The following is a 19,503-nucleotide window of genomic DNA, read 5'->3' as shown; positions in this document are numbered from 1 at the left end:
CCGTTATTAACTATTATGATATTGGTGATTATCTGAGTCGAGAAGAAAAACTTTCCATTATTACAAAAATGCGCAGCATCCTCAATCCTGCCATGAACTGGACGCAACTCCGTCCCAACGCGCAGGGTGACTGGATTAATCAGCGCAATGACACATTCCGCAGCTTTATTCCTCTTGGTGACAAGGACAACAAGGATAACCAGCAGACCTTTTTTGTACCTTGGTATTCCAGCGGACTAAAAACGCAGCGCGATGCGTGGTGCTATAACTTTTCAAAGATAAAGCTAATGCATAACATTCAAGATACTATTAATTATTATAATGCGATAATAGAATCTGGACAAAAAAAGCCACAGCTTAATTCTAGGCGGATTAGCTGGACACGTGCATTTCAAAATGACTTTCAGAAGAAGCGCAAAAAAAGTTTTTCTGTATCTTATATCACTGAAGCACTATATCGACCATTTTGTAAAGAGTACGTTTACTTCTCTGCGGATCTAAATGAAATGCAATATCAGATGCCTAGAATTTTTCCAATGAAGGATGTTAAAAATTTTGTCATATGCATAGCTGGTGTTGGGTCACAGCGAGATTTTTCTACACTCATGACGGATCTATTGCCTGATCTGCATACCCTACAAACTGGGCAGTGTTTCCCCCTCTATTACTACAAAAAGGAAGCCGTATCCCAAGGGACTTTGTTTAACGCTGAAAAGGATGAATACGCCCGTAAGGATGGTATAACTGATTTCATTCAGAAACGCTGCCGGGATTGCTACGGCCCAAAGGTTAACAAGGAAGATATCTTCTTTTACGTATACGGCCTGCTGCACTCACAGGATTACCGTCAAGCATTTGCGGCGGACTTGAAAAAAATGCTGCCGCGTCTGCCGCTTGTGGAAAAACCTGCGGATTTTTGGGCCTTCAGCAAGGCGGGACGCGCGCTGGCCGATTTACACCTAAACTATGAATCCCAACCTGCCCTGCCTGAGGTGAAAGTGGAAGGGGTGGAGAGCGGAAAATTCCATGTGACGAAAATGCGGTTCCCCAATAAGGGAGACAAATCGGTCATCGAGTACAACCCGTGGATTCGGGTCTCAAATATCCCCCTGGAAGCCTACGACTATGTGATCAATGGACGTTCCGCTATCGAATGGGTTATGGAGCGCTACCAGCTCAAAATCGACAAGGCCAGCGGCATCACCAACGACCCCAACGATTGGACGGAGGAGCATGAAAAGCCGAGGTACATCCTCGACTTGCTTCTGAGCGTGATCACAGTGAGCGTGGAGACAGTGAAGATCGTGAGGGAACTTCCGGGGCTTTGTTCAGAATGATATACACAATTTTCAGAAAGCATCCAGGAGAACATCATGAATATTCTTGAAGAAGAAATCACCAAACACAAGAAAGAAATACGTTCCGATGCGTACCCCATGTCAATTGGTGAAGCCGTCAGTATGTATCAAAATGGAGAACTTGAAATTCATCCTGAATTTCAAAGAGTTTTTCGATGGAATGATGAAAAAAAATCAAAATTTATAGAATCGATTCTGCTAGGAATTCCTATTCCTTCTTTCTTCGTATCACAAAGAGATGATGGTGTTTGGGATTTGGTAGATGGATTACAACGTTTTTCTACAATACTATCATTTATGGGAGAGCTAAAAGATGAAAATGAGGAACGTGAACCACCTCTCGAGTTGCTAGCAGGGGATTACTTAAAATCTCTTGCTGGTGTAAAATGGAATGATGAAGAAAAATTTACAAAGCCAATGAAACTCGCCTTTCGGAGAGAAAAGATAGATTTCAAGATCATAAAAAAGGAAAGTACACCTGACACGAAATACGAACTATTTAAAAGGATTAATACAGGGGGAGCTCCCCTGACAGACCAAGAAGTGCGAAATTGTATTTTACTTATGATAAACCGGGATTTCTATGTAAATTTAGAAGAATTGTCTCGATATGAGTATTTTATAGACTCAATATCTATAAGTGATGATAAACTGCTTGAGAAATACCATATGGAACTTGTTGTAAGGTTTATGGTATATTATACATACATTAAATCTGAAAATAATAATATCAAAATTCCAGATATAACAACATTTCTAGATGATAAAATTTGTGAGCTTGCTAAAAGCAAATCAAATATTACAGACTTATCAAATACATTTAAAGAGACTTTTAAACTAATTTATCAAGTAATGGGAAGTGATGCATTTCGAAAATATTATATAAAAGAAAAAAAACACAAAGGTGGATTTTCTATAGCTCTGTTTGAGGCACTTTCAGTGGGAATAGCAAAAAATATGGATTCTTTTCCATCTAATGATAAGTTACGCGAGGCTATCGAAAAATTTTCTGAAAATACAATTTTTTTGCAGGCAAGTGGTGCTGGTGTACGGGCTAGTACACGTATTCTTCAAACTATACCTTGCTCGATCAAGTACTTCCATGAATATCAATAAATTTTCACAGCTAGAGGAAACAGTATCTCGTCAGTGGGCATGGAGACTTCATGAAATAGATAAATTTAAAGATATTCTTTTTGAAAGTGAAACAAAGATTCCAGAGGATCTATGCAATAATAATGAGCCTCCCGTTAGGCTATTATATCGCATAGGAATTGTTTTATTATATTCTCACTGGGAGGGTTTTATAAAAAATACAGCAAAGGAATATATGAAATGCTTTAAGGGAGAAAAAATAAAAGATGTTCCTCATAGTATAGTTATTGCTCATTATATAAAAATACACAACAAATATAGCAAAACATGCACTGCATATGAATGTGGAAAAAGCGTGATTGAAAATATTGACATGAATAAGGAGATTAAATCTGACATAGAAGACCTCGTTTCCACAGAATCAAATTTAGATTCTACTGTATTATCAAAAATTTCATCCTTCTTGAATTTAGGAAAAGAATGGTTTGAGCTTAGAGAAAAATATATAAATAATTTTGTCGGCTGTAGAAATTCTATAGCGCACGGTGATGGAAGACAAGTTTCAAAAGAAGAATTTTATGGCTATCTTGAAGGAATAAAAAATCTTCTTACACTCTACAAAGAAAAACTTCTTGATCGTGGAAAACCTAAATAAAATCAAGGATGCCAAATAACTAAAGATGCCATTGTGAGACTCGCCATTTCAAAGTTTTTAGATACGACTAGTCAGGCCCCCGGTAAAGCAGAGGTTTTGTGCTGTGAGCCGCTCAAAGCGGCTGAATATTTGAGCCGCCTAAAGGCGGCTATTTCAACAGACTTATTCGTTCCAGACGCCTCTCCTCAGCTTCCTGATTGCGGATATACTCGCGAATCACATCCTCATCACAACCCACTACACGCGCCCAAAAGCTTTGTCCAACGAAATTTCTCGCCTTTCCACCTACATCTCTGGCTATCGCTATGGCACTCTTCCCTTTGATAAAACCAACCACCTCGCTTACAGAATGTTTGGGCGGAATCGCAATACACATATGTATGTGGTCGATACAAAGATCTCCTTCGATTATCCGGCTTTCGCGTTGCCGCGCCAATTCATGAAGCACATCTCCCAAGTACTGTCGTAATTTACATTGCGGCGGTATTTGGGAATCCAGACTACATGATACTTGCAGTCCCATACCGTATGGCTTAAGCTTGAATTTCTCTTCACGGATAAACCTCCTCTTGCTCGCACTGAGCAGCTCACAATGAGGAGGCTTGTCCCTACTTCCGCATAAGTCAAACTCTACTAGTCCCCCGGCATAGACTGGAGATTTCCCAGTATATTTAACCATGGCTAACCGTAATATTCCATCATCTTTGTTTTGTTAGCCTTCCTCAGTCCCCTCATCTTCCAGCATATTTATTGGAAGAGGTGGAATCCATCTAAAATCATAGCAGCGGTGTGGACTACTTCGTGGCCCATACCAGTATCTCGTGAAGTGTCCACGCCGAATATGAGGTGGCATCTTTTGATTTGATAATTCTATTTGAGTTTTACTTTTATATTTTCGTAGATTATAGCCTATTTTTTCAGCTACAACATGAATCTTTGGGTTCTCAGGAGGAAAAATTCTCCAGCCATTTTTGATCTTTTGTGACCGAGGATGATTAATGGTGGCTGTTGCCGTTATACCATCTATTTCTGGAGACTCCGAGCAGATATACAAAATCAAAGATACTGCAACAGCAACATCATTTACATTTATTTCATCAAAATACTCTTCTGTCAACGCAGAGTTGATTCCTATTTTCTGCTGTTTCTTGATATTCTCCTGTTTATAAGAATTTATCGCTTCATATACTGATAATGATTTTTGCAAAGGAATTCTGACAAAATTTGGTTTAGGGAAGTTATAATCATTGTCATACAGGAATACCAGATCAAGATATTTTTTTGATTCTCCAGCTTCATATATGAGTGTAGCAAAAAATCCGTCATAATCACGTTTTCCCCATTTTATATAGATACTCCATGCGGGAAGATGAAGGATATTTTCAACTGAAATCTTTGCATCAATATCTGACTTTGCGATGGCTTCAAAAGCTTCATTGTCAAAAACAAATATATCCTGTGTAGGTCTCCAAGAACCAATAGCAGCCAATACTGCGGAAAAGGAATTTATTGTCCCTAGTGTAACAGAATCATTCTTTTGGGCAAATTTTGGTTCTGCCATTACCATTAATATATGCCATACATTTAAAGGAAGAAAACACCACGCAGGCCAATTATTCCTTTCTCGATCTCTATATTCATCTATACTTCTCCATAATCCACTGAATTTCTTATTTTTATTTATTGATTGTAAAAGACGGACAGGGGCATCATCTTTTTTCATATGAAAGCCTCCTTTGGGATATTTAGTTAGATTTTGTTTGATTATAGTTCATTTCATACGAAATATAAAATAATTTCTATTCTATTAGAAAACATTAATCAATACAAAAGCACCGAGCATTACGAAAAGAATAGCAATGCTCCCTTTTCTCCACCACCCCATTTCCGCCTCGGCAAACTCCTTTGCGGCCACTCCTCCGCAAAACACACCCGCCGCGAGGCACAGCCCACTGATCAGCCAACCAGCAGGCATGTGCAAAACCGCAGCCAGTGGTAAATCCCGCCCGGTGTCGATACGGAAGCCCGCCCAGAGCATCAGGCTTCCGTAGGCCAGCAGACAAATCAGGGCCAGCAGCCACAGCGGCAGCAGCCTGCCATATTGAATCTTTGAGGCGAGATACTCCGCCTCCTTTACCACACTTTTGGTGAGCCTGGCTTGCGCGGCGGCGGTTTCCCTTTCGGCGGCTGCGGCCATGCCGTCCATGATGGCTCTGGACGCTCCGGCAATTTTCTCCGGCAACGCCTCGTAGTAGATGCGCTGATATTCCATCGCGGCCAGCAACGGCCAGAGCGCGTCGTCCTCCCGGAGATTCAGCCTGCTGCCGACCTCCCGCAAACGAGCCGCCTCCGCCTGGGACAATTCCCTGCCGCACGCCTTGCCGAGGTCAATCATATCATCCAGGCTCATGACGCTTCTCCCATGACGGAATCAAACATCTTCGCGCACAGCCCTCGCCAACGCTGCAATTCCGCCCGTGTGCCGAAGGGCATTTCAGGAAGGGCGGCGCGGATGGACATGCGTCTGGAATACAGCCAGTCGGCCACGCGGTTGCCGACTGCCGGAAAGTCCAGCGTCATGCCGTTCTTCTCCACCGCTTCCCGCGCCTTGGAACTGTTATACATATCAAAACGCCGCGCTTCGCCGAAATACAGGTTCCGGCAAACGTGGACAGGCACGTCCGTGAACACTTCCTGAAAGGAATGCAGAAGCTCTATGGAGTCGCGGTGCCGGTTGATTATCCAGAAAACAACCAATTCCCGCCGCATCTCCCGCAACGCTTCCTTCATGATGTCGCCGTAGCTGGCCGTGCTGGTCTTGGTGCGGGCGGCGGCGTTGATGACCACGGCATGATCAGGGTAGGTCTGCACGGTGTCCAGTAAATCCGCCCAGCCGTCAGCATCGTCCAGACTGTTCAGACGGCAGAGCAGATTCGGCAGGGCAAGTTCCTTGTGCGCCTTGAACACGTCCGGGTTGTCGGTATCGGTATCCACAAGCAAAATATTCGCGTTCCTGTCGAGCAAATAGTCCACGAGGGCGAAGGAAAAGAGACTCTTGCCGACGCCGCCCTTGCTGCCGCCGACATAGAATACGCTGGTCTGGATGTTCATGATCAAAGCTCCGTATCGGGTATGTCCGGCGTGTAGTAGACCGGAGTTTCTTCCTGTGCGTGGGGCGTGGCGGGAGGAACCGCAACGGGTTTCGCGGTTTCAGGCCGGGGCTTCGACTCGCGCTTTTGTCGCGTCTCCTTTTGGGGAAGCACCTTTGCCCGGATGACAGGCGCGGGAATGACCACATTGCCCCCGGCCATGATTGCCGCCACTTCCTTCACCGTGTATCCCTTCTCAATCGCTTTCAGGATATGGGCGTTGAGCAGCTCGGCGGCTTCCTCCCGCGTCTTGCCGAGATTCCTGTCCGGCAGATCGTCAAGGATTTTCCGCATGGCATTGATGTCTTTCACCGGAATACGTTTGAACTTTCCCATATGTGCCACTCCCGCCTATCGCATCCGCCTGCGCGGTCGGCTCTGGCGTTCCCGCTCTATGCGCCGTTTTTCAAGGACGCCAACAAGGTCTGCAAGCTGCTGTACACTTCGCTGACATCGGTGAACAATCGCTTCAAGGTACGCAGTTCCGCTTGAATCAGCATCTGCTTGTCTTCCTGGCTGTCCAGCCTCGTGCTGAAGGCTGTCAGCCGGGCATTGCAGTTCTCCTCCATCCGTTTCAGGCTCTGCATCAGCATCCGTTCGGTTTCGGTCATAAATGGTATCCTCCTGAAGCTGGGGCAAAAGGAGGGCTTCCTCGTCGGGGAGCTGTTTCCATTTTGCCGGATAGCGTTTGATGTTGCAGGCGGCGCGTTTTTCAATGACGCGCTCAAAAGCCGGTTGCAGACGGGCGACCATGCGCCGCGCCGTTTCCTTTTTCTTTTCTTCGGATTCTTCATCCTGAACGACTTTGGGCGTCCAGCCTCTGGCGTAAAAGCCTCCCCTGAAGCGCATCTTCATGCCGCTGTCCGGGGCAATGACGCTGACGTAGTCCCTGCCTTCGCGGTTGATGCACAGTCCCTGTTCCTTCAGGGCGTTCAGAACATCTTCCCGGTTCCGGACAAGTCCCTGCGCCACTTTTTCCTTGAGGAAAGCATGGATAACCTCCTTGGCCCGGTCGCGGTCGCTTTCCCTGATTTCCTTGCCCCATCTCGCCATCCGCGCCTTGAACAGGTCGGCCTTTTTCGGAAGCTCATCCCGCGTTCGTGCCGGATCGTCCGGCCGCGCCCAGCCTTCGCGCCAGTTGAACAGGTCGCGGAAGACATCAAAGTCCTTCTGCCAGCCGGGAGGACAGACGTTGAAATCCTTGCCGCTGGAAAGCTCCAGGCGCGGAATGAGGAAATGCAGCTCGTGATGCCCGGCATGGATATGCCTCACCCAAAGGATATTGCGCTGATCCGCTTCCAACCCGGCGAAGGCCACGCGCTCAAAGGCGTCCATGACTTCCTCTTCCTGTGCCTCACTGATCTTCTCATCAGGATGCCACGACAAAGCGCCTGAGGTGAATTTCCATCGCCGCTCTATGCTGTCGATCAGCGCGCGGGTCATGGCGGGGTCGCCGCGCAGCACCTGAGGCGGGGCTGTGTCTCTCCCCGGATAATCTGGGCGTACAAGATAGCGGCTGGGCTTGTCGCCTTCTCCAGTGCCGTGCGGAAAGACCTTCATCAGCATGGCTCCGCCTCCGGTTTATTTTCCGCTGAAGCGCATGATGCGAACCCGGCAATACGCCGCTCGATGGCCGCCAGCGCCGCCAATACCTCCACGGCTTCCGCCGCTCGCTTGTATGTGTTGGCCCATCTCGCAAGCTGATTGATGTTCGCGCCGATGCGAGCAAGTTCCCGCAACCGTCGTTTTTCTTCCGGCGTTTTTCGCAGACGGATGCCAAGGCAGGTCTGGCGGATGTACTCCGACATGCTCATGCCGTGCAGCCCGGCGTTGAAGCGGAGGATGTCGCGCTCCTCCGGGAACATGCGCACGATAACGGCGGCGGTGCGAACGGGCTTGACGCGCTTCACCGCATTCCCTGCCTTTGGGTTTTCCGGGGTTCAAAGGGGCAGCGCCCCTTGCCAGCCGTGAGGCTATACGCGCAGCGTATAGACGAAACGTAGGCTGGCCCTCGGAGACAAGGCCGGACGAATGAACAGGCATCCGCGCAAAAACGAGGACGCATGATGCGGGCATCGAGAATATGGCGGCTGCGTATCGGGCGTGGAGCGGAGCTGTATCCGGCGTGTCGCTGGTGGGTATGGCGCGGACATGGGATAAGCATCCGGCACATGGGGAGACGGTATGCGGCAAATGACTGTGCGCCATGCAAAGGCCGCCCAATCAGTATCCGGCGCATACTATGGTCAGTATGATGCACATGACGACGCGGGCATCTGAACGCCGAGCGGGCGGTCTCAGCGCATGTATGGGGAGAACTCTGAGGAATGCAAGTCGGGGCGACTGTGCAAGTATTGTTATCCCCGCATGTCGGTATGCGGGAAAACCGTGAGCGGCGGGAAACGCTTTTTTGTGTCTTTGTGCTTTCGGTTTGCGGACTTCCTTTGACCGAGCCCCCGCCGGAGGCTTCCTCGTCCGTCACCCGCGAGTATCCATAGCCGGAAAACAAGGGCATCAGGTCAAGGCCCGCGAAGCGGCCCCGAAGGGCTTGGCCTTGATGGAATGCCCGCTCCCGGCACCCATGCGGGTGTGACGGACGAAGAGCCGGGGAAGAAACGATGTTCATTTTTCCTCCGGTTCGGCGGTGAGTTTTTCCAGAAGCGCGGCAATATCCGCCGCTCTCCACGCTGTTGTGCGCGGGCCGAGTTTGACGGGTTTCGGATACCGACCGCTCTTGCAACCCGCCCACCACGCGCTGCGGCTGACGGGAATGAGCGCGAGCACCTGCGGCAGACGAAGGAATCCATTTGAGGGAAGTTGAGACATGACAAACCTCCATGATGTTTCTTTCATGGAAGCCTATCACGGGTTTTTAGAAAGGCTGATTTATGGCGCTGAAAACGCTTTCTCCGTCAAACCAGAGAAATCCAGATACATTTCTATAGGTACAAGAAAAAAATGAAATTTCTTCTTGACAACTTTTGGGATTCAATGGCGTCAGATTGTATCTTATTGAAATTTTTGAAATAAAAAATAAGGGCTTCCGATATGGAAAGCCCTTGAGGATATGCTGAAGTCAATATGCTGTGATTATTGAAACTTTTCTTTCCTCGCTCCTGGAGTTCATCCCGATAGGCCACTCATTGGAACAAAAAATGCCTTGCTCAACTATACCAGGCCCGAATTATGTCCATGCCGTCATAACCCATAGCCCTCATCCGTTCCATTTCTTCCTCACTCCAACCAGTATTGGCGATGCCAATCTGAGGTTCTTCCCCCACCACATCATCTTCCGCAGAGGCCAGTACAATAGAGGGACTGATAGCGCCTTCTTTCATGAATTCTCCTCCATGCTGACATTTTTCTCTCGTCCAGTATTGCGTAGTGAGTCTAAATAGTCGGCCCACGCATTCATCATCGCGCGGCGTTCCGCCATATACTCAGCCCGGTTGTAGGCATCTCTGATGGCATTGGGTTCCTTATGGGCAAGCTGGATTTCGATCACATCCGGCCTGAAACCCTGTTCGTTGAGCAGGGTAGAGGCGGTGGTACGGAAGCCATGAATACACATTTCTTCGCGGCCATAGCCCAGACGACGGAGGGCGTTGAGCAGTCCTACATCCGTAATGGGCCGGCTGGCAGAGTAGGGTGAAGGAAAAAGAAGTGAGCCGTGTCCTGTCCAGTGTCGCAACTCGGTCAGCAGCTTCACCACTTGCGGAGCAAGCGGCACGACATGGGCTATGCGCATTTTCATACGCCCTGCGGGAATCATCCATTCGGCCTTGTCCATATCTATTTCCGCCCATGTCGCGCAGCGCAGTTCGCTGGATCGCACAAAAACATAGGGCATTATGCGCAGCGCATAGCGCGTGGAAATGTCGCCCGGATATTCGTCAATGCTCCGCAGCAAATCCCCGATTCTCGTGGGATCTGTTATGGCGGCGCGGTGTTGCCTTTCCCCCTTGGAGGTCAGAGCTTCAGAAATATCCGCCGCTTCGTTATGTTTCACATAGCCAGCCACCTTGGCATAGCGACATACCTGATTCACCAGTTGCGCAAGCCGGTGGGCCATTTCCAGTGCGCCACGCGCCTCGGTTACACGCAGGGCGGCGAGAAAGTCCTTGGTTTCCAGTTCTGCAATGGGGCATGCCCCGATAAACGGAAACAAATGGTTCTCCAGCCGGGAAAGAATCTGATGCTGATACCGTGGCGATCTGCTCATCATCCTTTTGGCAAACCACTCTCGCGCCACTACCTCGAAAGTGCGCGCCTGTTCCGCCGCATTCTGTACCGCCTGTGCCCTGACGCGTTTTTTCTCTCCTATGGGGTCAATACCTTGCGCGATGAGCTTTCTGAATTCCACCTGTTTGTCCGCGGCCTCTTTCAGGGAGACATCAGGGAAAGAACCCAAGCTGGCTGTTTTACGTCTGCCGTTCAGACGGTAGTCATACCGCCACAGCTTGCCGCCCGTGGGCGTGACCAACAGATAGAATCCTCGTCCTGTGGAGAGTTTGTAGGGGGCATCCTTCGGCTTGGCGTTTTCCGCTGTTTTGTGCGTAAATGTCTTGCTGTCCATAGCTTTTCTCCTTCTGTCGGTATCCCGCAGAGCGGTAGCACCAGGCCGTGTCGGATACCGAACATTATACCGACCTGACGGTCGGTATGTCGATAGACGTTACCGGATGGCCGTGGAGCGTCAACAAGGAGAAAAGTGAAGCCCCACAAGGCCTTTTGGGCTTTGTGGGGCTTCCTTGGATTTGGAATTGGCTCCCCGAGACGGACTTGAACCGCCAACCTAGTGATTAACAGTCACCCGCTCTGCCGATTGAGCTATCGGGGATCGTTTGCAAAAGCGTTTTTACGGAAAACACGGAACAAGGTCAAGCAAAAAATCCATGTCCGGATCAATCCCCGGCGCTTTTCCGGATGCAGCGTTCCAGCCGCTTGTGGTACCGCTCCGCCTCGCTGAAGATACAGCCGCAATAGGGCTGCCGGTACAGCCCCCATTCCCTGGAGCGGTCGATGCCCGCCTGCCAGTCTTCACGAAAATCTCCGTACACGAATTCCGGGCCGCCGTTGGCCGCCAGTTCCCGGCCTGTGGCGGCGATGGCCGCATGGGGCTGGTAGCGCGAATACAGCAGGCTCGTGCTGAAATGGCGAAAGCCCAGCGCCGTTGCCGCGGCATACGCGGCCCGCACGCGGCTGCCGCAGCACCATTCGCAACGCGCCGGGGGCACTGTCCGCGCCTCGGGCGCGCCGAGCCACGCCCGGATGTCCCACGCGGCATCGGCGTAGAGCACCTCCACGCCCAGATGCGCCGCGCACTCGCCCACTGCCTCGCGCCGCCGCAGATACTCCGTCAGCGGATGAATATTGGGATTCATATACCAGAGCGTGACGGCAAACCCGGCGTCACGCAGGCGTTCCGTCGGCATGATGGCGCACGGGCCGCAACAGGCGTGGAGGAGGAGCGGGGCCGCCTCCTCCGGCGCGCGCGGAACCTCCGGGCCTAGAGCTGAATGGAGATCTCCAGACATTTGCCGAACAATTGCTCCATGTCGCGCAGGGTGTCGCGTTTGTGATTGAGCAGGTACAGGCCCAGTTCGCGCGCCGTTTCAAAGACGCAGACAGGCGCGTTGGAGGATTGCAGCCGCGCGCGGAGATCCCGGAGCGCCTGAAGGGCCTGCCATTCCAGGTTTCTCCTGAAGCCTGTGCCGCCGCAGGCGGGACACGGCTCAAGGGTGATGGAAAGCGCCGAGGAACCCATGCGCTGGCGCACCAGCTCCAGCAGGCCGAAGGAACTCATCCGGGCCACATCGTGCCGGGCGCGGTCGTTCTTCATGGCCTGGCGCAGGGTCTTTTCCACCTCCAGCACATGCTTTTTGTCGCGCATTTCAATGAAGTCGATGACCACCTGGCCGCCGATGTCCCGCAGCCGCAGGTGCCGGGCGATGGCTTCCGCGGCCTCCATGTTCGTCTTGAAGGCCATGGCTTCAAAATTGCCCTTGCCCGAGATCTTGCCGGAATTGATGTCCACGGCCATGAGGGCCTCTGTCTGGTCAAAGACGAGACGGCCCCCCGACGGCAGGACGACCTCCCGCGAATAGACCTGTTCGAGCTGACGGCGCAGGCTGAACCGATCCCACAGGGATTGGCGGGGATCGCCATGCAGGCGCACAAGGTCCTTCTTGCGCGGGAAGAGCAGGCTGACCATGCCACGGACATTTTCGGCCTCGGCCTCGTTGTCCACCCATATCTCGGCCACGTCATCGGTGAGATAGTCGCGCACGGCCCGCTCGGAAAGGCCCGGCTCCTGATGCACGAGCGCCGGGGCGGCCACCTCCGTGGCCTTTTTGCGGATATCGCGCCACAGCCGCTTGAGATACTGGAGATCGTTCTTCAACGTGCCCTTGGTGGTGCCGGCGCTCACCGTGCGGACAATGACGCCAAGCCCGCTCCCGGGGTCGATGCCGTTCATCATTTCCCGCAGACGGGCGCGCTCCTCCTCGTCGTTCACCTTGCGCGAAACGCCGATCTGCTCCTGCCCCGGGGTAAGCACGAGAAAACGGCCGGCAAGGGAAAGCCAGGTGGTGAGAAAGGCGCCCTTGTTGCCCGTGGGTTCCTTGACCACCTGGACCAGCACTTCCTGACCGGCCTTGAGCACTTTCTGGATGGGCGGGAACTTCTTGCCCTTGGCGGGTTCGTGCGGCGCCTGCCAGTACTCGGGATGCACCTCGTCGATCTGGAGGAAGCCGTTCTTGCCGGCGCCGTAATTGACGAAAGCCGCCTGAAGGTTGGCGTCGATATTATGGATGACGCCCTTGTAAATATTGCCCTTCAGCTTGCGCTGGTGGAGCATGTCCAGATAATACTCGAGCAGGACGCCGTTCTCCGCCAGCGCCACTTCCACCTGCTCGCCGGGAAGCACGCTGATGAACATGCGCTTGCTTTCCGCGCCGCTTTTTTCCCGGCTTTTTCTGGCGCCGGACTTTTTGCCCGCGCCACTGTCGCGGGAGTCGTCCCCAGCGGCCGCCTCCGGCGCGCCTGACGACTCCGCGCGTTCCTCCTCATCAGGGGCCGACGCTTCACCAGCGGCCGCCTCCTGCGGCTGCTCAACGCCGTCCTGGCCCTCCGGCGCACGGTTCTTGTGCCCTCGTCCGCGGCCGCCGCGCCTGCCGCGACGGCTTTTGCGCCTGGCGGTCTCGCCTGTTTCAGGTTCCGGCGCCGCTCCGCTGTCGGCAGGGGCGTCAGCGTCCGTCACAGGCGCCTCCACGGCGTCCGCGGGCAGGGCCGCCGCTGCCTGGAGCGTATCCCGGGGATGCGGCGCAGACGCCGGTTCCGCAACATCCGCCTGCCCGGCATCGACCGCGGGGACGGCATCGGGGGAGACCCCTTCTCCGGGGACAGGAGCGGCACCTGAAGCGCTTTTGGCGCGCCCGCGGGGACGACCGCGCCCGGGGGTGGCGCCTTGCGCCGCGACGGCGTCCTGCGCCTCCCCTTCCGGAACGGTCCGCGCAGCCGGCGCCGCGGCATCCGTGGCGGCGGCGCCTCCGGCGGAACGCCTGCCACGCTTCCGGGGCGCTTTCGTGCCGTCATCCGCCGGCGTTTCGCCCTCCGCGGGAACGGCGGACCGGCGTCCGCGACGGCTCCCGCGGGGAGACGCGGCATTCATGGCATTCGCGGCATCCGTTTCGGAGGCGTCCGTGCCGGCAACAGCCGTGGCGTCCCCCATGGCGGCAACGTCCCCGGCGGCGGGAACAGCAACGCTTTTGGCGCGCCCCCGGGGACGACCGCGTTTGCGGGCGCCGCCCTCCTCTGGGGTCGCATCCGGCTGTTCGCCGGCCTCGCCGGGCTGAAGCGCCTCATCGCTTGCGGGGCGCGATGTCCCGGAAGTTCCGGAGGAAGCGCGCCGACCGCGCCGCGACGGCGTCGCCGCCTCATCGGCTTGGCCTTCGTGCGCCGTTTCCGCGCCCGGGGCAGCCGCCTTGCGCCCGGTCGGACGGCGGCGGGGCTTCCTGGGCGCCGTCTCCTCCCCGGTCGGGGAAGCAACGGCTGAAGAGAGGTCTTGCTGGCTGGAGTTTGTGGTTTCTGGGGTCGACGATGGGGGGAAATTTTGCTCGGAAGTCATGCAGTTCCTTATGAAGGCGCCGCTGGGGGGCGCCCGAAAAAATTTGTGAATCCGGCGTTCGGCTGCGCGGTGAAACACCATCGCGCCGGAAGCGCGCCCGCGGGGCGCCGCCGGTTTCGGAGCAGAGGATACGTTGTTTCGGAAATTATGCAAGGCGCGCTTGCCAGCGCGTCGTGCAAGGCGTAGAGGACGGGCATGGATATTGCGGAACATGAAGCCTGGTTTCAGGAATATGCCCGGAAACAGCGCGCGCTGGAGACGGGCGACCCCGGTCCCATAGATCTCAAGCTCCGCCACAGTCTTGAGGTTTTGCGTACGGCGCGCGCCATCGTGGCGGAAAGCCCCATGCCCCCGGAACTGCGGCGCGCCTGCCTGCTGGCGGCGCTGTATCACGATGTGGCACGATTTGAGCAATACCGCCGCTACCGCACGTTCCGCGATCGGGAGTCCTGCAATCACGGACTCATGGGCGTCAAGATCCTCAAGCGGGAACGGCGGCTGGATGACGAGCCGCGCGTCCTGCGTCAGCGTGTCCTGGCGGCTGTGGGCCTGCACAACCGCTTTGCGCTGCCTCCGGCCCTGCCCGGGGAGACCGCCCTCGTCACCCATGTGGTGCGCGATGCGGACAAGCTGGATATCCTGCGGATCATGCACGAAAGCCTGTGCGGCCCAAAGCCGTATCACCCCACCGTCGTGCTCGGCCTCCCGGATTCGCCGGCCCTGGTGAGCGAGACGGTGCTCCGCGCCGCCCGCGAGCGGAGGGTGGCTTCGTACGCGGACTTGCGGAGCGTCAACGACCTGCGCGTCCTTCTCGGCACCTGGCTCTTTGACATGCATTTTGCCGCGAGCCGCCGCCAGTTCGCCACTGACGGCCATGCGCGGCATCTGTTGGAAGGATTGCCGGAAGATGGCAACTACGGCGAAACGCGCGCCATGCTCCTTGCCCGGCTTGCCGCCGTGCCGTGCGATGCCCCTGCCGACGCCATGCGCGCGTGCTGCCTCTCCTGAGTGTCGGGAACGCATTTCCTACTTCCTTCAGCCCAAGGGCTGAAGGAGGAAAATCATTCGCCAATAAACGTGATTTTTGGCTCATTCACGGCGCTTTTCGCGCCGCGCCAGACTCTCGTCTGGCGGTAGAGCGTTTTCGCAAGGAAATTGCGTAACGCTCTGGCGGCTGCGGAAGCAGACGCCCGCGCCGGAATAAGGCGGAAAACCACGCTTTTCCGCCGCTTGTCCCGCTCTGCGGGGAAATGGCGCTAGCCGTTGGCAGGCTCTGCCTGCGTACGGATAGCGACAGCGGTTCCGTTGACTGGCTGTCGCGGTAACCAATTGCTGTCTCCATCCGTAGCTTCCTGCGTCGCAACGGCTGGAGCGAGGCGGCGAAACCTGAGGAAAATATCTGTCTTGCAGATATTTTCCTCAGCAAAATGCTCTAGAAGCCATTTCATACGAAGCATGAAATGGCTTCTGCCTGCAAAAAAACCGCGGACCCCCTGAAGCCCGCGGTTTTTTCCAGACTGTTGCTGTGGGGCTGCTACATCAGGTAGTCGCCCCGGTTGAATTTGAATTTTTCCGTTGCGGTCAGCACTTCCAGATCGTTCAGCAAGTCATCCAGACCAGAATTCTTGCCACGCACGCCGGCCGTGTCCTGCCGAAGCCGCGTCACCTCACTGTCGATGCCTTCGAGCAGGGCATAGGCCTCGCGCAGGGAGCCGTCCGCCGGGGACGAACCCAGGGTTTTGGCATACGTGTCCCAGAGATCCAGCGTGCCTGAAGCCTGCTCAAAGGCAGCCTGCAGCACCGCCGCATCCGGGTCGGTCGCCTGGTTCGTTTCGGCGCCGTTCAGCAGTATCTGGCTGAACAGCGCGGTCTGTGTTCCCGGTGGGAGCGGACTGGCGGCCGCGCCACGCGCCTGGCCGGACTCCTGGCCGGACAGCTGCCGGGCAAGGAGGGCGTCAAAGGCGCCCGGCTGTCCTTCCGGCTTGCGGGCGTTCCGCGCCTGCTGTTCCTGTACGCGCAGCAACGCTTCCAATTGTTCGGCATTTATTTCCATATCGCCTCCAGGGTTGGCGTTTCCCCCGGCAGTGTGCAAAATCTCTGCCAAAAACGAACGGTCAGCAACGGGGCATTTTTCAAGACTTTTTCCAAAAAGGCGGCGGCAATTTCTGCCGGCCGCTCTTCCTGACGCCCGGCACCGCCGGGAACACCATCGTCCGGTTCCATGAACGTCCTTCTTCCCGGCACTGTAGCGTCAAGGGCCGCACTTGTCTATTTTTCCAAAACCTTCTATCCTTTCTATACATGGAGTTTGAACGGCCTGGCGCGTCCGCGCCATCAGGGCCATGCCGAGGAGAATGCCATGAAGGAAATCAAGAAGATCCTGTGCGCTGTGGACCTCTCCGAACACAGCAAGGATGTGGCCGCCTATGCCGTTCTGCTAGCCAAGGGGCTTGGCGCGAGCGTCATTGTGGTCTATACCGCGCCCTCGCTGAGCCAGTACGTGGGTTTCCATGTGCCGCCCAATACCATTGAGAATTTTGTCGGCGAAATCGTCACCGGCGCCGAAAAATCCATGGAAGCCTTTGTGGCGGAAAACTTCGCGGGCATCGAGGCCAGGGGGCAGGTCCTCATCGGCTACGCCGCCGAGGAGATCCTCAACCGGGCCCACGAGGAAAAGGTGGACATCATCGTCATGGGCACGCACGGCAGAAAGGGCATCGACCGCATCCTCTTCGGCTCCGTGGCCGAAAAGGTGGTCAAGAACGCCGACATGCCCGTGCTCACCATCCGCCCGACCGAAGCTCCCGCGGACTGAGGCAGGGCGCCGGAATACCGGAACCATCCGCAGCAGACAGGCCGGGGCGCCGTACTCCCGGGGTCCCGGCTTCCATCTGTCCGCGACTGTAAGAAACCCGCCGCATGCCTGCCTCCCGCGCGGGGCGCGCCCTCTCGCGGGGCGGCTTTTGCGGCGGGAAGGGCGCCCGGTCTTGCCGTGCCCGGCAGCATCCGCTTTCGAGGTCATCATGTCCGCACCTTCGGTCCTTGAGCGCATCCAGGCCCTGGACGCCTATGCGCCCGGACTTTCCATTGCCGAGATCCGGCAGCGCCATGGCCTGGACCAGGTCATCAAGCTCGCGAGCAACGAAAACCCCCTTGGCGCCTCGCCGCTGGCGCAGGAGGCCATCCGCCGCCACGCTGGCCTTGCCTTTCGCTATCCGCAGGGGGGCAATCCCCGCCTGACAGAGGCTCTGGCGCGACTGCACGATGTCGCTCCGGAGCGCATGGTCGTGGGGAACGGTTCGGACGAGATCATCGACCTCCTCATACGCATGCTTGCGGCGCCCGGAGAGCATTCCCTGGTCTGCTGCCTGCCTTGCTTCAGCATCTACCCCATCCAGGCGCGCGTGGCGGGCGTGGAATTGCGCCGGTGCGCCCTCCGTGAAGATTTTTCCATGGATTTCGACGGGCTGGCGGCCCTTGCCGACGCCTCCACGCGGCTTGTCTTTGTCACCACTCCGGACAATCCTTCCGGCTACTGTCCGCCGCGCGCGGACGTTGCCCGGCTGGCGCGCCTGCTCGCGGAGAAGGCGCCGGAGGCGCTCCTGGTGGTGGATGAAGCCTATATGGACTTTGCGGAGGACGAGTCCGCCACCTCACTGCTGGCCGACGGTCCCCTGCCGGAAAATGTGGCTGTGCTGCGTACCTTCTCCAAAAGCTGGGGACTGGCCGGCCTGCGGCTCGGCTACGGCATCGTGCCGTCGTCCCTTGCGGACGGGTTCTGGCGCTGCCGTCTGCCCTTCTCCGTCAACGTGCTTGCCGAGGAAGCGGCTCTCGCCGCCCTTGAGGACACGACCTTCCGCGCCGCCACGCTGGCGACCGTGCGCGCGGGACGCCGCGCCCTGGCTGACGGACTCGCCCGTCTGGGCTGCCGGGTCTGGCCCAGCCAGGCCAACTTTCTCATGTTCCGCCTGCCGAAAGGGCACACTGCCAGGACCTGTTTTGACGCGCTCCTGCGGCGCGGGATCATCATCCGGCCACTCACGAGCTATGGACTGCCGGACTGCCTGCGCGTCAGCGTGGGCAACCCCGAAGAAAACGCCGCGTTTCTCCACGCTCTGGAGGAAGAACTGCGCGCAACGGAGGACGCATGAACCCCGCGCGCGTCTTTGCCGAAACAGCGACCGCCCGAACGACAGCCGCGCGGCTGCCGGTGGTGACGCTGGACGGCCCCGCCGGAGTGGGCAAAACCACCCTTGCCCGCCGTATGGCCGAAGCCCTTGCCCTGCCCTATCTGGACACCGGGGCCATGTTCCGCAGCCTGGCCCTCCGGCTCGGCCCCGGGGCTGAGACCCTGCCGGCTGACGTGGTGCGCGGGCGCTGCGCGGCCTGGCCCTTCACGCTTGCCGGTAGCGGCGCGGAAACCCGGCTCTTCTGCGGCGGCGTCCCCGTCGGCGACGAGATCCGCACCGAGGCCGTGGGCCTGCTGGCGGCCAGGCTGGGCACAGTGCCGGCCGCGCGCGAGATCCTCAGGGAAGCGCAACGGCGCATGGGCGAGCGCGGTCCGCTGGTGGCCGAAGGCAGGGACATGGGCACGACGGTCTTCCCTGACGCCCGCTTCAAGTTTTTCCTTGACGCCACGCCGGAAACCAGGGCCAGGCGGCGCCTCCATGATCTGGAACAGCGCGGCCAGTCCGAGGATCTGGCGACCCTCACGGAACAGATCCGCCAGCGGGACACCATGGACCGCGAACGCGCGGTGGCCCCCCTGCGGGCCGCCCCGGACGCGCTCATTGTGGATACCTCGGCGCTGGATATCAATGGCGTCTTCCAGGTACTCATCCAGCATATGGAAGCCAACGGCGGACGCGACGCCCTTGCCGGCAGCTAGGGCATTTTGCTCAGGTTTCGCTGCCTGCATTTCTGCGGAAAAGCGTGGTTTTCCGCCGTAGTACGGCGCGGGCGTCCGCTCCCGCAGCCGCCAGAGCGTTCCGCGATTTCCTTGCGAAAACGCTCTGGCACTTCCCGGCGCGCCCCGCGTTCCGCGCGGACGCCGCCGCACAGGGCGGCAAGATCTGCCGCCCTGCCGTCAAGGGAGCGACGCCGGGCCGGGCCATGGGG

At 56.1% G+C, this 19,503-nt stretch carries 20 protein-coding genes, 1 tRNA gene and 1 pseudogene; 7 read left to right on the top strand and 15 right to left on the bottom strand.

Annotated features, from left to right (window positions below; translation table 11 throughout):
- From QZ294_RS03415 to QZ294_RS03405, 3 genes are all read left to right on the top strand, one after another.
- A partial coding sequence (locus QZ294_RS03415) for a type ISP restriction/modification enzyme (RefSeq protein WP_367118391.1) occupies positions 1-1,337 on the top strand: 1,337 nt, incomplete at its 5' end.
- A gap of 36 nt (positions 1,338-1,373) precedes the next feature.
- The gene (locus QZ294_RS03410; RefSeq protein ID WP_297046802.1) at positions 1,374-2,474 is read left to right on the top strand and encodes a DUF262 domain-containing protein; all 1,101 of its coding nucleotides are present in this window, start codon (positions 1,374-1,376) and stop codon (positions 2,472-2,474) included.
- A complete protein-coding gene (locus tag QZ294_RS03405; RefSeq protein ID WP_297046799.1) occupies positions 2,461-3,108 on the top strand; it encodes an MAE_28990/MAE_18760 family HEPN-like nuclease in 648 nt (215 codons plus the stop codon). The genes QZ294_RS03410 and QZ294_RS03405 overlap by 14 nt, the downstream gene beginning before the upstream one ends.
- 148 nt (positions 3,109-3,256) lie before the next feature.
- Here the strand turns inward: QZ294_RS03405 and tnpA are convergent.
- The 13 genes and pseudogenes from tnpA to QZ294_RS03340 all read right to left on the bottom strand — a co-directional run bounded on the left by tnpA (position 3,257) and on the right by QZ294_RS03340 (position 13,518).
- Positions 3,257-3,663: pseudogene (gene tnpA, locus QZ294_RS03400) on the bottom strand (IS200/IS605 family transposase).
- A gap of 157 nt (positions 3,664-3,820) precedes the next feature.
- Positions 3,821-4,831, bottom strand: a complete 1,011-nt coding sequence (locus tag QZ294_RS03395; protein WP_297046796.1) for a hypothetical protein — start codon at positions 4,829-4,831, stop codon at positions 3,821-3,823.
- Positions 4,832-4,915: 84 nt separating this feature from the next.
- A complete protein-coding gene (locus QZ294_RS03390; protein ID WP_297046793.1) occupies positions 4,916-5,518 on the bottom strand; it encodes a hypothetical protein in 603 nt (200 codons plus the stop codon).
- A complete protein-coding gene (locus QZ294_RS03385) occupies positions 5,515-6,219 on the bottom strand; it encodes a protein mobD (RefSeq protein WP_297046790.1) in 705 nt (234 codons plus the stop codon). Before QZ294_RS03385 ends, QZ294_RS03390 begins: the two co-directional genes overlap by 4 nt.
- A 2-nt stretch (positions 6,220-6,221) precedes the next feature.
- Positions 6,222-6,593, bottom strand: coding sequence for a hypothetical protein (locus QZ294_RS03380; protein ID WP_297046787.1), 372 nt, complete (start codon positions 6,591-6,593; stop codon positions 6,222-6,224).
- Positions 6,594-6,608: 15 nt separating this feature from the next.
- Complete coding sequence (locus QZ294_RS03375) at positions 6,609-7,823, bottom strand: relaxase/mobilization nuclease domain-containing protein (RefSeq protein ID WP_297046784.1); 1,215 nt, start codon at positions 7,821-7,823, stop codon at positions 6,609-6,611.
- Complete coding sequence (gene mobC, locus QZ294_RS03370; RefSeq protein ID WP_297046781.1) at positions 7,817-8,167, bottom strand: plasmid mobilization relaxosome protein MobC; 351 nt, start codon at positions 8,165-8,167, stop codon at positions 7,817-7,819. The genes QZ294_RS03375 and mobC overlap by 7 nt, the downstream gene beginning before the upstream one ends.
- Before the next feature lie 712 nt (positions 8,168-8,879).
- Complete coding sequence (locus tag QZ294_RS03365; RefSeq protein WP_297046779.1) at positions 8,880-9,083, bottom strand: AlpA family transcriptional regulator; 204 nt, start codon at positions 9,081-9,083, stop codon at positions 8,880-8,882.
- A 338-nt stretch (positions 9,084-9,421) separates the two neighbouring features.
- The gene (locus QZ294_RS03360) at positions 9,422-9,595 is read right to left on the bottom strand and encodes a hypothetical protein (protein ID WP_297046776.1); all 174 of its coding nucleotides are present in this window, start codon (positions 9,593-9,595) and stop codon (positions 9,422-9,424) included.
- Complete coding sequence (locus tag QZ294_RS03355; RefSeq protein ID WP_297046773.1) at positions 9,592-10,833, bottom strand: integrase arm-type DNA-binding domain-containing protein; 1,242 nt, start codon at positions 10,831-10,833, stop codon at positions 9,592-9,594. The genes QZ294_RS03360 and QZ294_RS03355 overlap by 4 nt, the downstream gene beginning before the upstream one ends.
- 188 nt (positions 10,834-11,021) lie before the next feature.
- Positions 11,022-11,097: transfer RNA gene (locus QZ294_RS03350), tRNA-Asn, on the bottom strand.
- A 64-nt stretch (positions 11,098-11,161) separates the two neighbouring features.
- Positions 11,162-11,794, bottom strand: a complete 633-nt coding sequence (locus QZ294_RS03345) for an epoxyqueuosine reductase QueH (RefSeq protein WP_297046770.1) — start codon at positions 11,792-11,794, stop codon at positions 11,162-11,164.
- Complete coding sequence (locus QZ294_RS03340; RefSeq protein WP_297046768.1) at positions 11,767-13,518, bottom strand: Rne/Rng family ribonuclease; 1,752 nt, start codon at positions 13,516-13,518, stop codon at positions 11,767-11,769. The genes QZ294_RS03345 and QZ294_RS03340 overlap by 28 nt, the downstream gene beginning before the upstream one ends.
- A 1,062-nt stretch (positions 13,519-14,580) precedes the next feature.
- On the opposite strand from QZ294_RS03340, the gene QZ294_RS03335 reads away from it, so the two are divergent.
- Positions 14,581-15,393 (top strand): HD domain-containing protein, encoded by an 813-nt coding sequence (locus tag QZ294_RS03335; RefSeq protein ID WP_297046765.1) that lies wholly within the window; start codon positions 14,581-14,583, stop codon positions 15,391-15,393.
- A 526-nt stretch (positions 15,394-15,919) separates the two neighbouring features.
- Here QZ294_RS03335 and QZ294_RS03330 read toward each other — a convergent pair.
- Both QZ294_RS03330 and QZ294_RS03325 read right to left on the bottom strand, forming a co-directional pair.
- Positions 15,920-16,438: a hypothetical protein gene (locus QZ294_RS03330; RefSeq protein ID WP_297046762.1), complete on the bottom strand. Its 519-nt coding sequence runs from the start codon at positions 16,436-16,438 to the stop codon at positions 15,920-15,922.
- Positions 16,429-16,608, bottom strand: coding sequence for a hypothetical protein (locus QZ294_RS03325; RefSeq protein WP_297046759.1), 180 nt, complete (start codon positions 16,606-16,608; stop codon positions 16,429-16,431). The genes QZ294_RS03330 and QZ294_RS03325 overlap by 10 nt, the downstream gene beginning before the upstream one ends.
- Before the next feature lie 136 nt (positions 16,609-16,744).
- Between QZ294_RS03325 and QZ294_RS03320 the strand changes: the two genes are divergently transcribed.
- The 3 genes from QZ294_RS03320 to cmk all read left to right on the top strand — a co-directional run bounded on the left by QZ294_RS03320 (position 16,745) and on the right by cmk (position 19,273).
- Positions 16,745-17,200 (top strand): universal stress protein, encoded by a 456-nt coding sequence (locus QZ294_RS03320; protein ID WP_297046756.1) that lies wholly within the window; start codon positions 16,745-16,747, stop codon positions 17,198-17,200.
- A gap of 208 nt (positions 17,201-17,408) precedes the next feature.
- Complete coding sequence (hisC, locus tag QZ294_RS03315) at positions 17,409-18,536, top strand: histidinol-phosphate transaminase (RefSeq protein ID WP_297046753.1); 1,128 nt, start codon at positions 17,409-17,411, stop codon at positions 18,534-18,536.
- On the top strand, positions 18,533-19,273 hold the full coding sequence (cmk, locus tag QZ294_RS03310; RefSeq protein ID WP_297046751.1) for a (d)CMP kinase: 741 nt from the start codon (positions 18,533-18,535) through the stop codon (positions 19,271-19,273). Before hisC ends, cmk begins: the two co-directional genes overlap by 4 nt.
- Positions 19,274-19,503 lie beyond the last annotated feature (230 nt).

The sequence above is a fragment of the uncultured Desulfovibrio sp. genome, from assembly GCF_910584445.1.
Classification (GTDB): Bacteria; Desulfobacterota; Desulfovibrionia; order Desulfovibrionales; family Desulfovibrionaceae; genus Desulfovibrio.
The sequence above is the reverse complement of the archived record's forward strand: the minus strand, read 5'-3'. Positions and strand labels throughout refer to the sequence as shown.

Excerpts from the sequence above, each read along its gene's own strand:
- QZ294_RS03360 (WP_297046776.1), bottom strand. The coding sequence starts at position 9,595 with ATGAAAGAAGGCGCTATCAGTCCCTCTATTGTACTGGCCTCTGCGGAA.
- QZ294_RS03390 (WP_297046793.1), bottom strand. The coding sequence starts at position 5,518 with ATGAGCCTGGATGATATGATTGACCTCGGCAAGGCGTGCGGCAGGGAA.
- QZ294_RS03320 (WP_297046756.1), top strand. The coding sequence starts at position 16,745 with ATGAAGGAAATCAAGAAGATCCTGTGCGCTGTGGACCTCTCCGAACAC.
- QZ294_RS03395 (WP_297046796.1), bottom strand. The coding sequence starts at position 4,831 with ATGAAAAAAGATGATGCCCCTGTCCGTCTTTTACAATCAATAAATAAA.
- QZ294_RS03345 (WP_297046770.1), bottom strand. The coding sequence starts at position 11,794 with ATGTCTGGAGATCTCCATTCAGCTCTAGGCCCGGAGGTTCCGCGCGCG.
- QZ294_RS03335 (WP_297046765.1), top strand. The coding sequence starts at position 14,581 with ATGGATATTGCGGAACATGAAGCCTGGTTTCAGGAATATGCCCGGAAA.
- QZ294_RS03385 (WP_297046790.1), bottom strand. The coding sequence starts at position 6,219 with ATGAACATCCAGACCAGCGTATTCTATGTCGGCGGCAGCAAGGGCGGC.
- QZ294_RS03330 (WP_297046762.1), bottom strand. The coding sequence starts at position 16,438 with ATGGAAATAAATGCCGAACAATTGGAAGCGTTGCTGCGCGTACAGGAA.
- QZ294_RS03405 (WP_297046799.1), top strand. The coding sequence starts at position 2,461 with ATGAATATCAATAAATTTTCACAGCTAGAGGAAACAGTATCTCGTCAG.
- QZ294_RS03375 (WP_297046784.1), bottom strand. The coding sequence starts at position 7,823 with ATGCTGATGAAGGTCTTTCCGCACGGCACTGGAGAAGGCGACAAGCCC.
- QZ294_RS03325 (WP_297046759.1), bottom strand. The coding sequence starts at position 16,608 with ATGGAACCGGACGATGGTGTTCCCGGCGGTGCCGGGCGTCAGGAAGAG.
- QZ294_RS03380 (WP_297046787.1), bottom strand. The coding sequence starts at position 6,593 with ATGGGAAAGTTCAAACGTATTCCGGTGAAAGACATCAATGCCATGCGG.
- QZ294_RS03365 (WP_297046779.1), bottom strand. The coding sequence starts at position 9,083 with ATGTCTCAACTTCCCTCAAATGGATTCCTTCGTCTGCCGCAGGTGCTC.
- QZ294_RS03410 (WP_297046802.1), top strand. The coding sequence starts at position 1,374 with ATGAATATTCTTGAAGAAGAAATCACCAAACACAAGAAAGAAATACGT.
- hisC (WP_297046753.1), top strand. The coding sequence starts at position 17,409 with ATGTCCGCACCTTCGGTCCTTGAGCGCATCCAGGCCCTGGACGCCTAT.
- cmk (WP_297046751.1), top strand. The coding sequence starts at position 18,533 with ATGAACCCCGCGCGCGTCTTTGCCGAAACAGCGACCGCCCGAACGACA.
- QZ294_RS03355 (WP_297046773.1), bottom strand. The coding sequence starts at position 10,833 with ATGGACAGCAAGACATTTACGCACAAAACAGCGGAAAACGCCAAGCCG.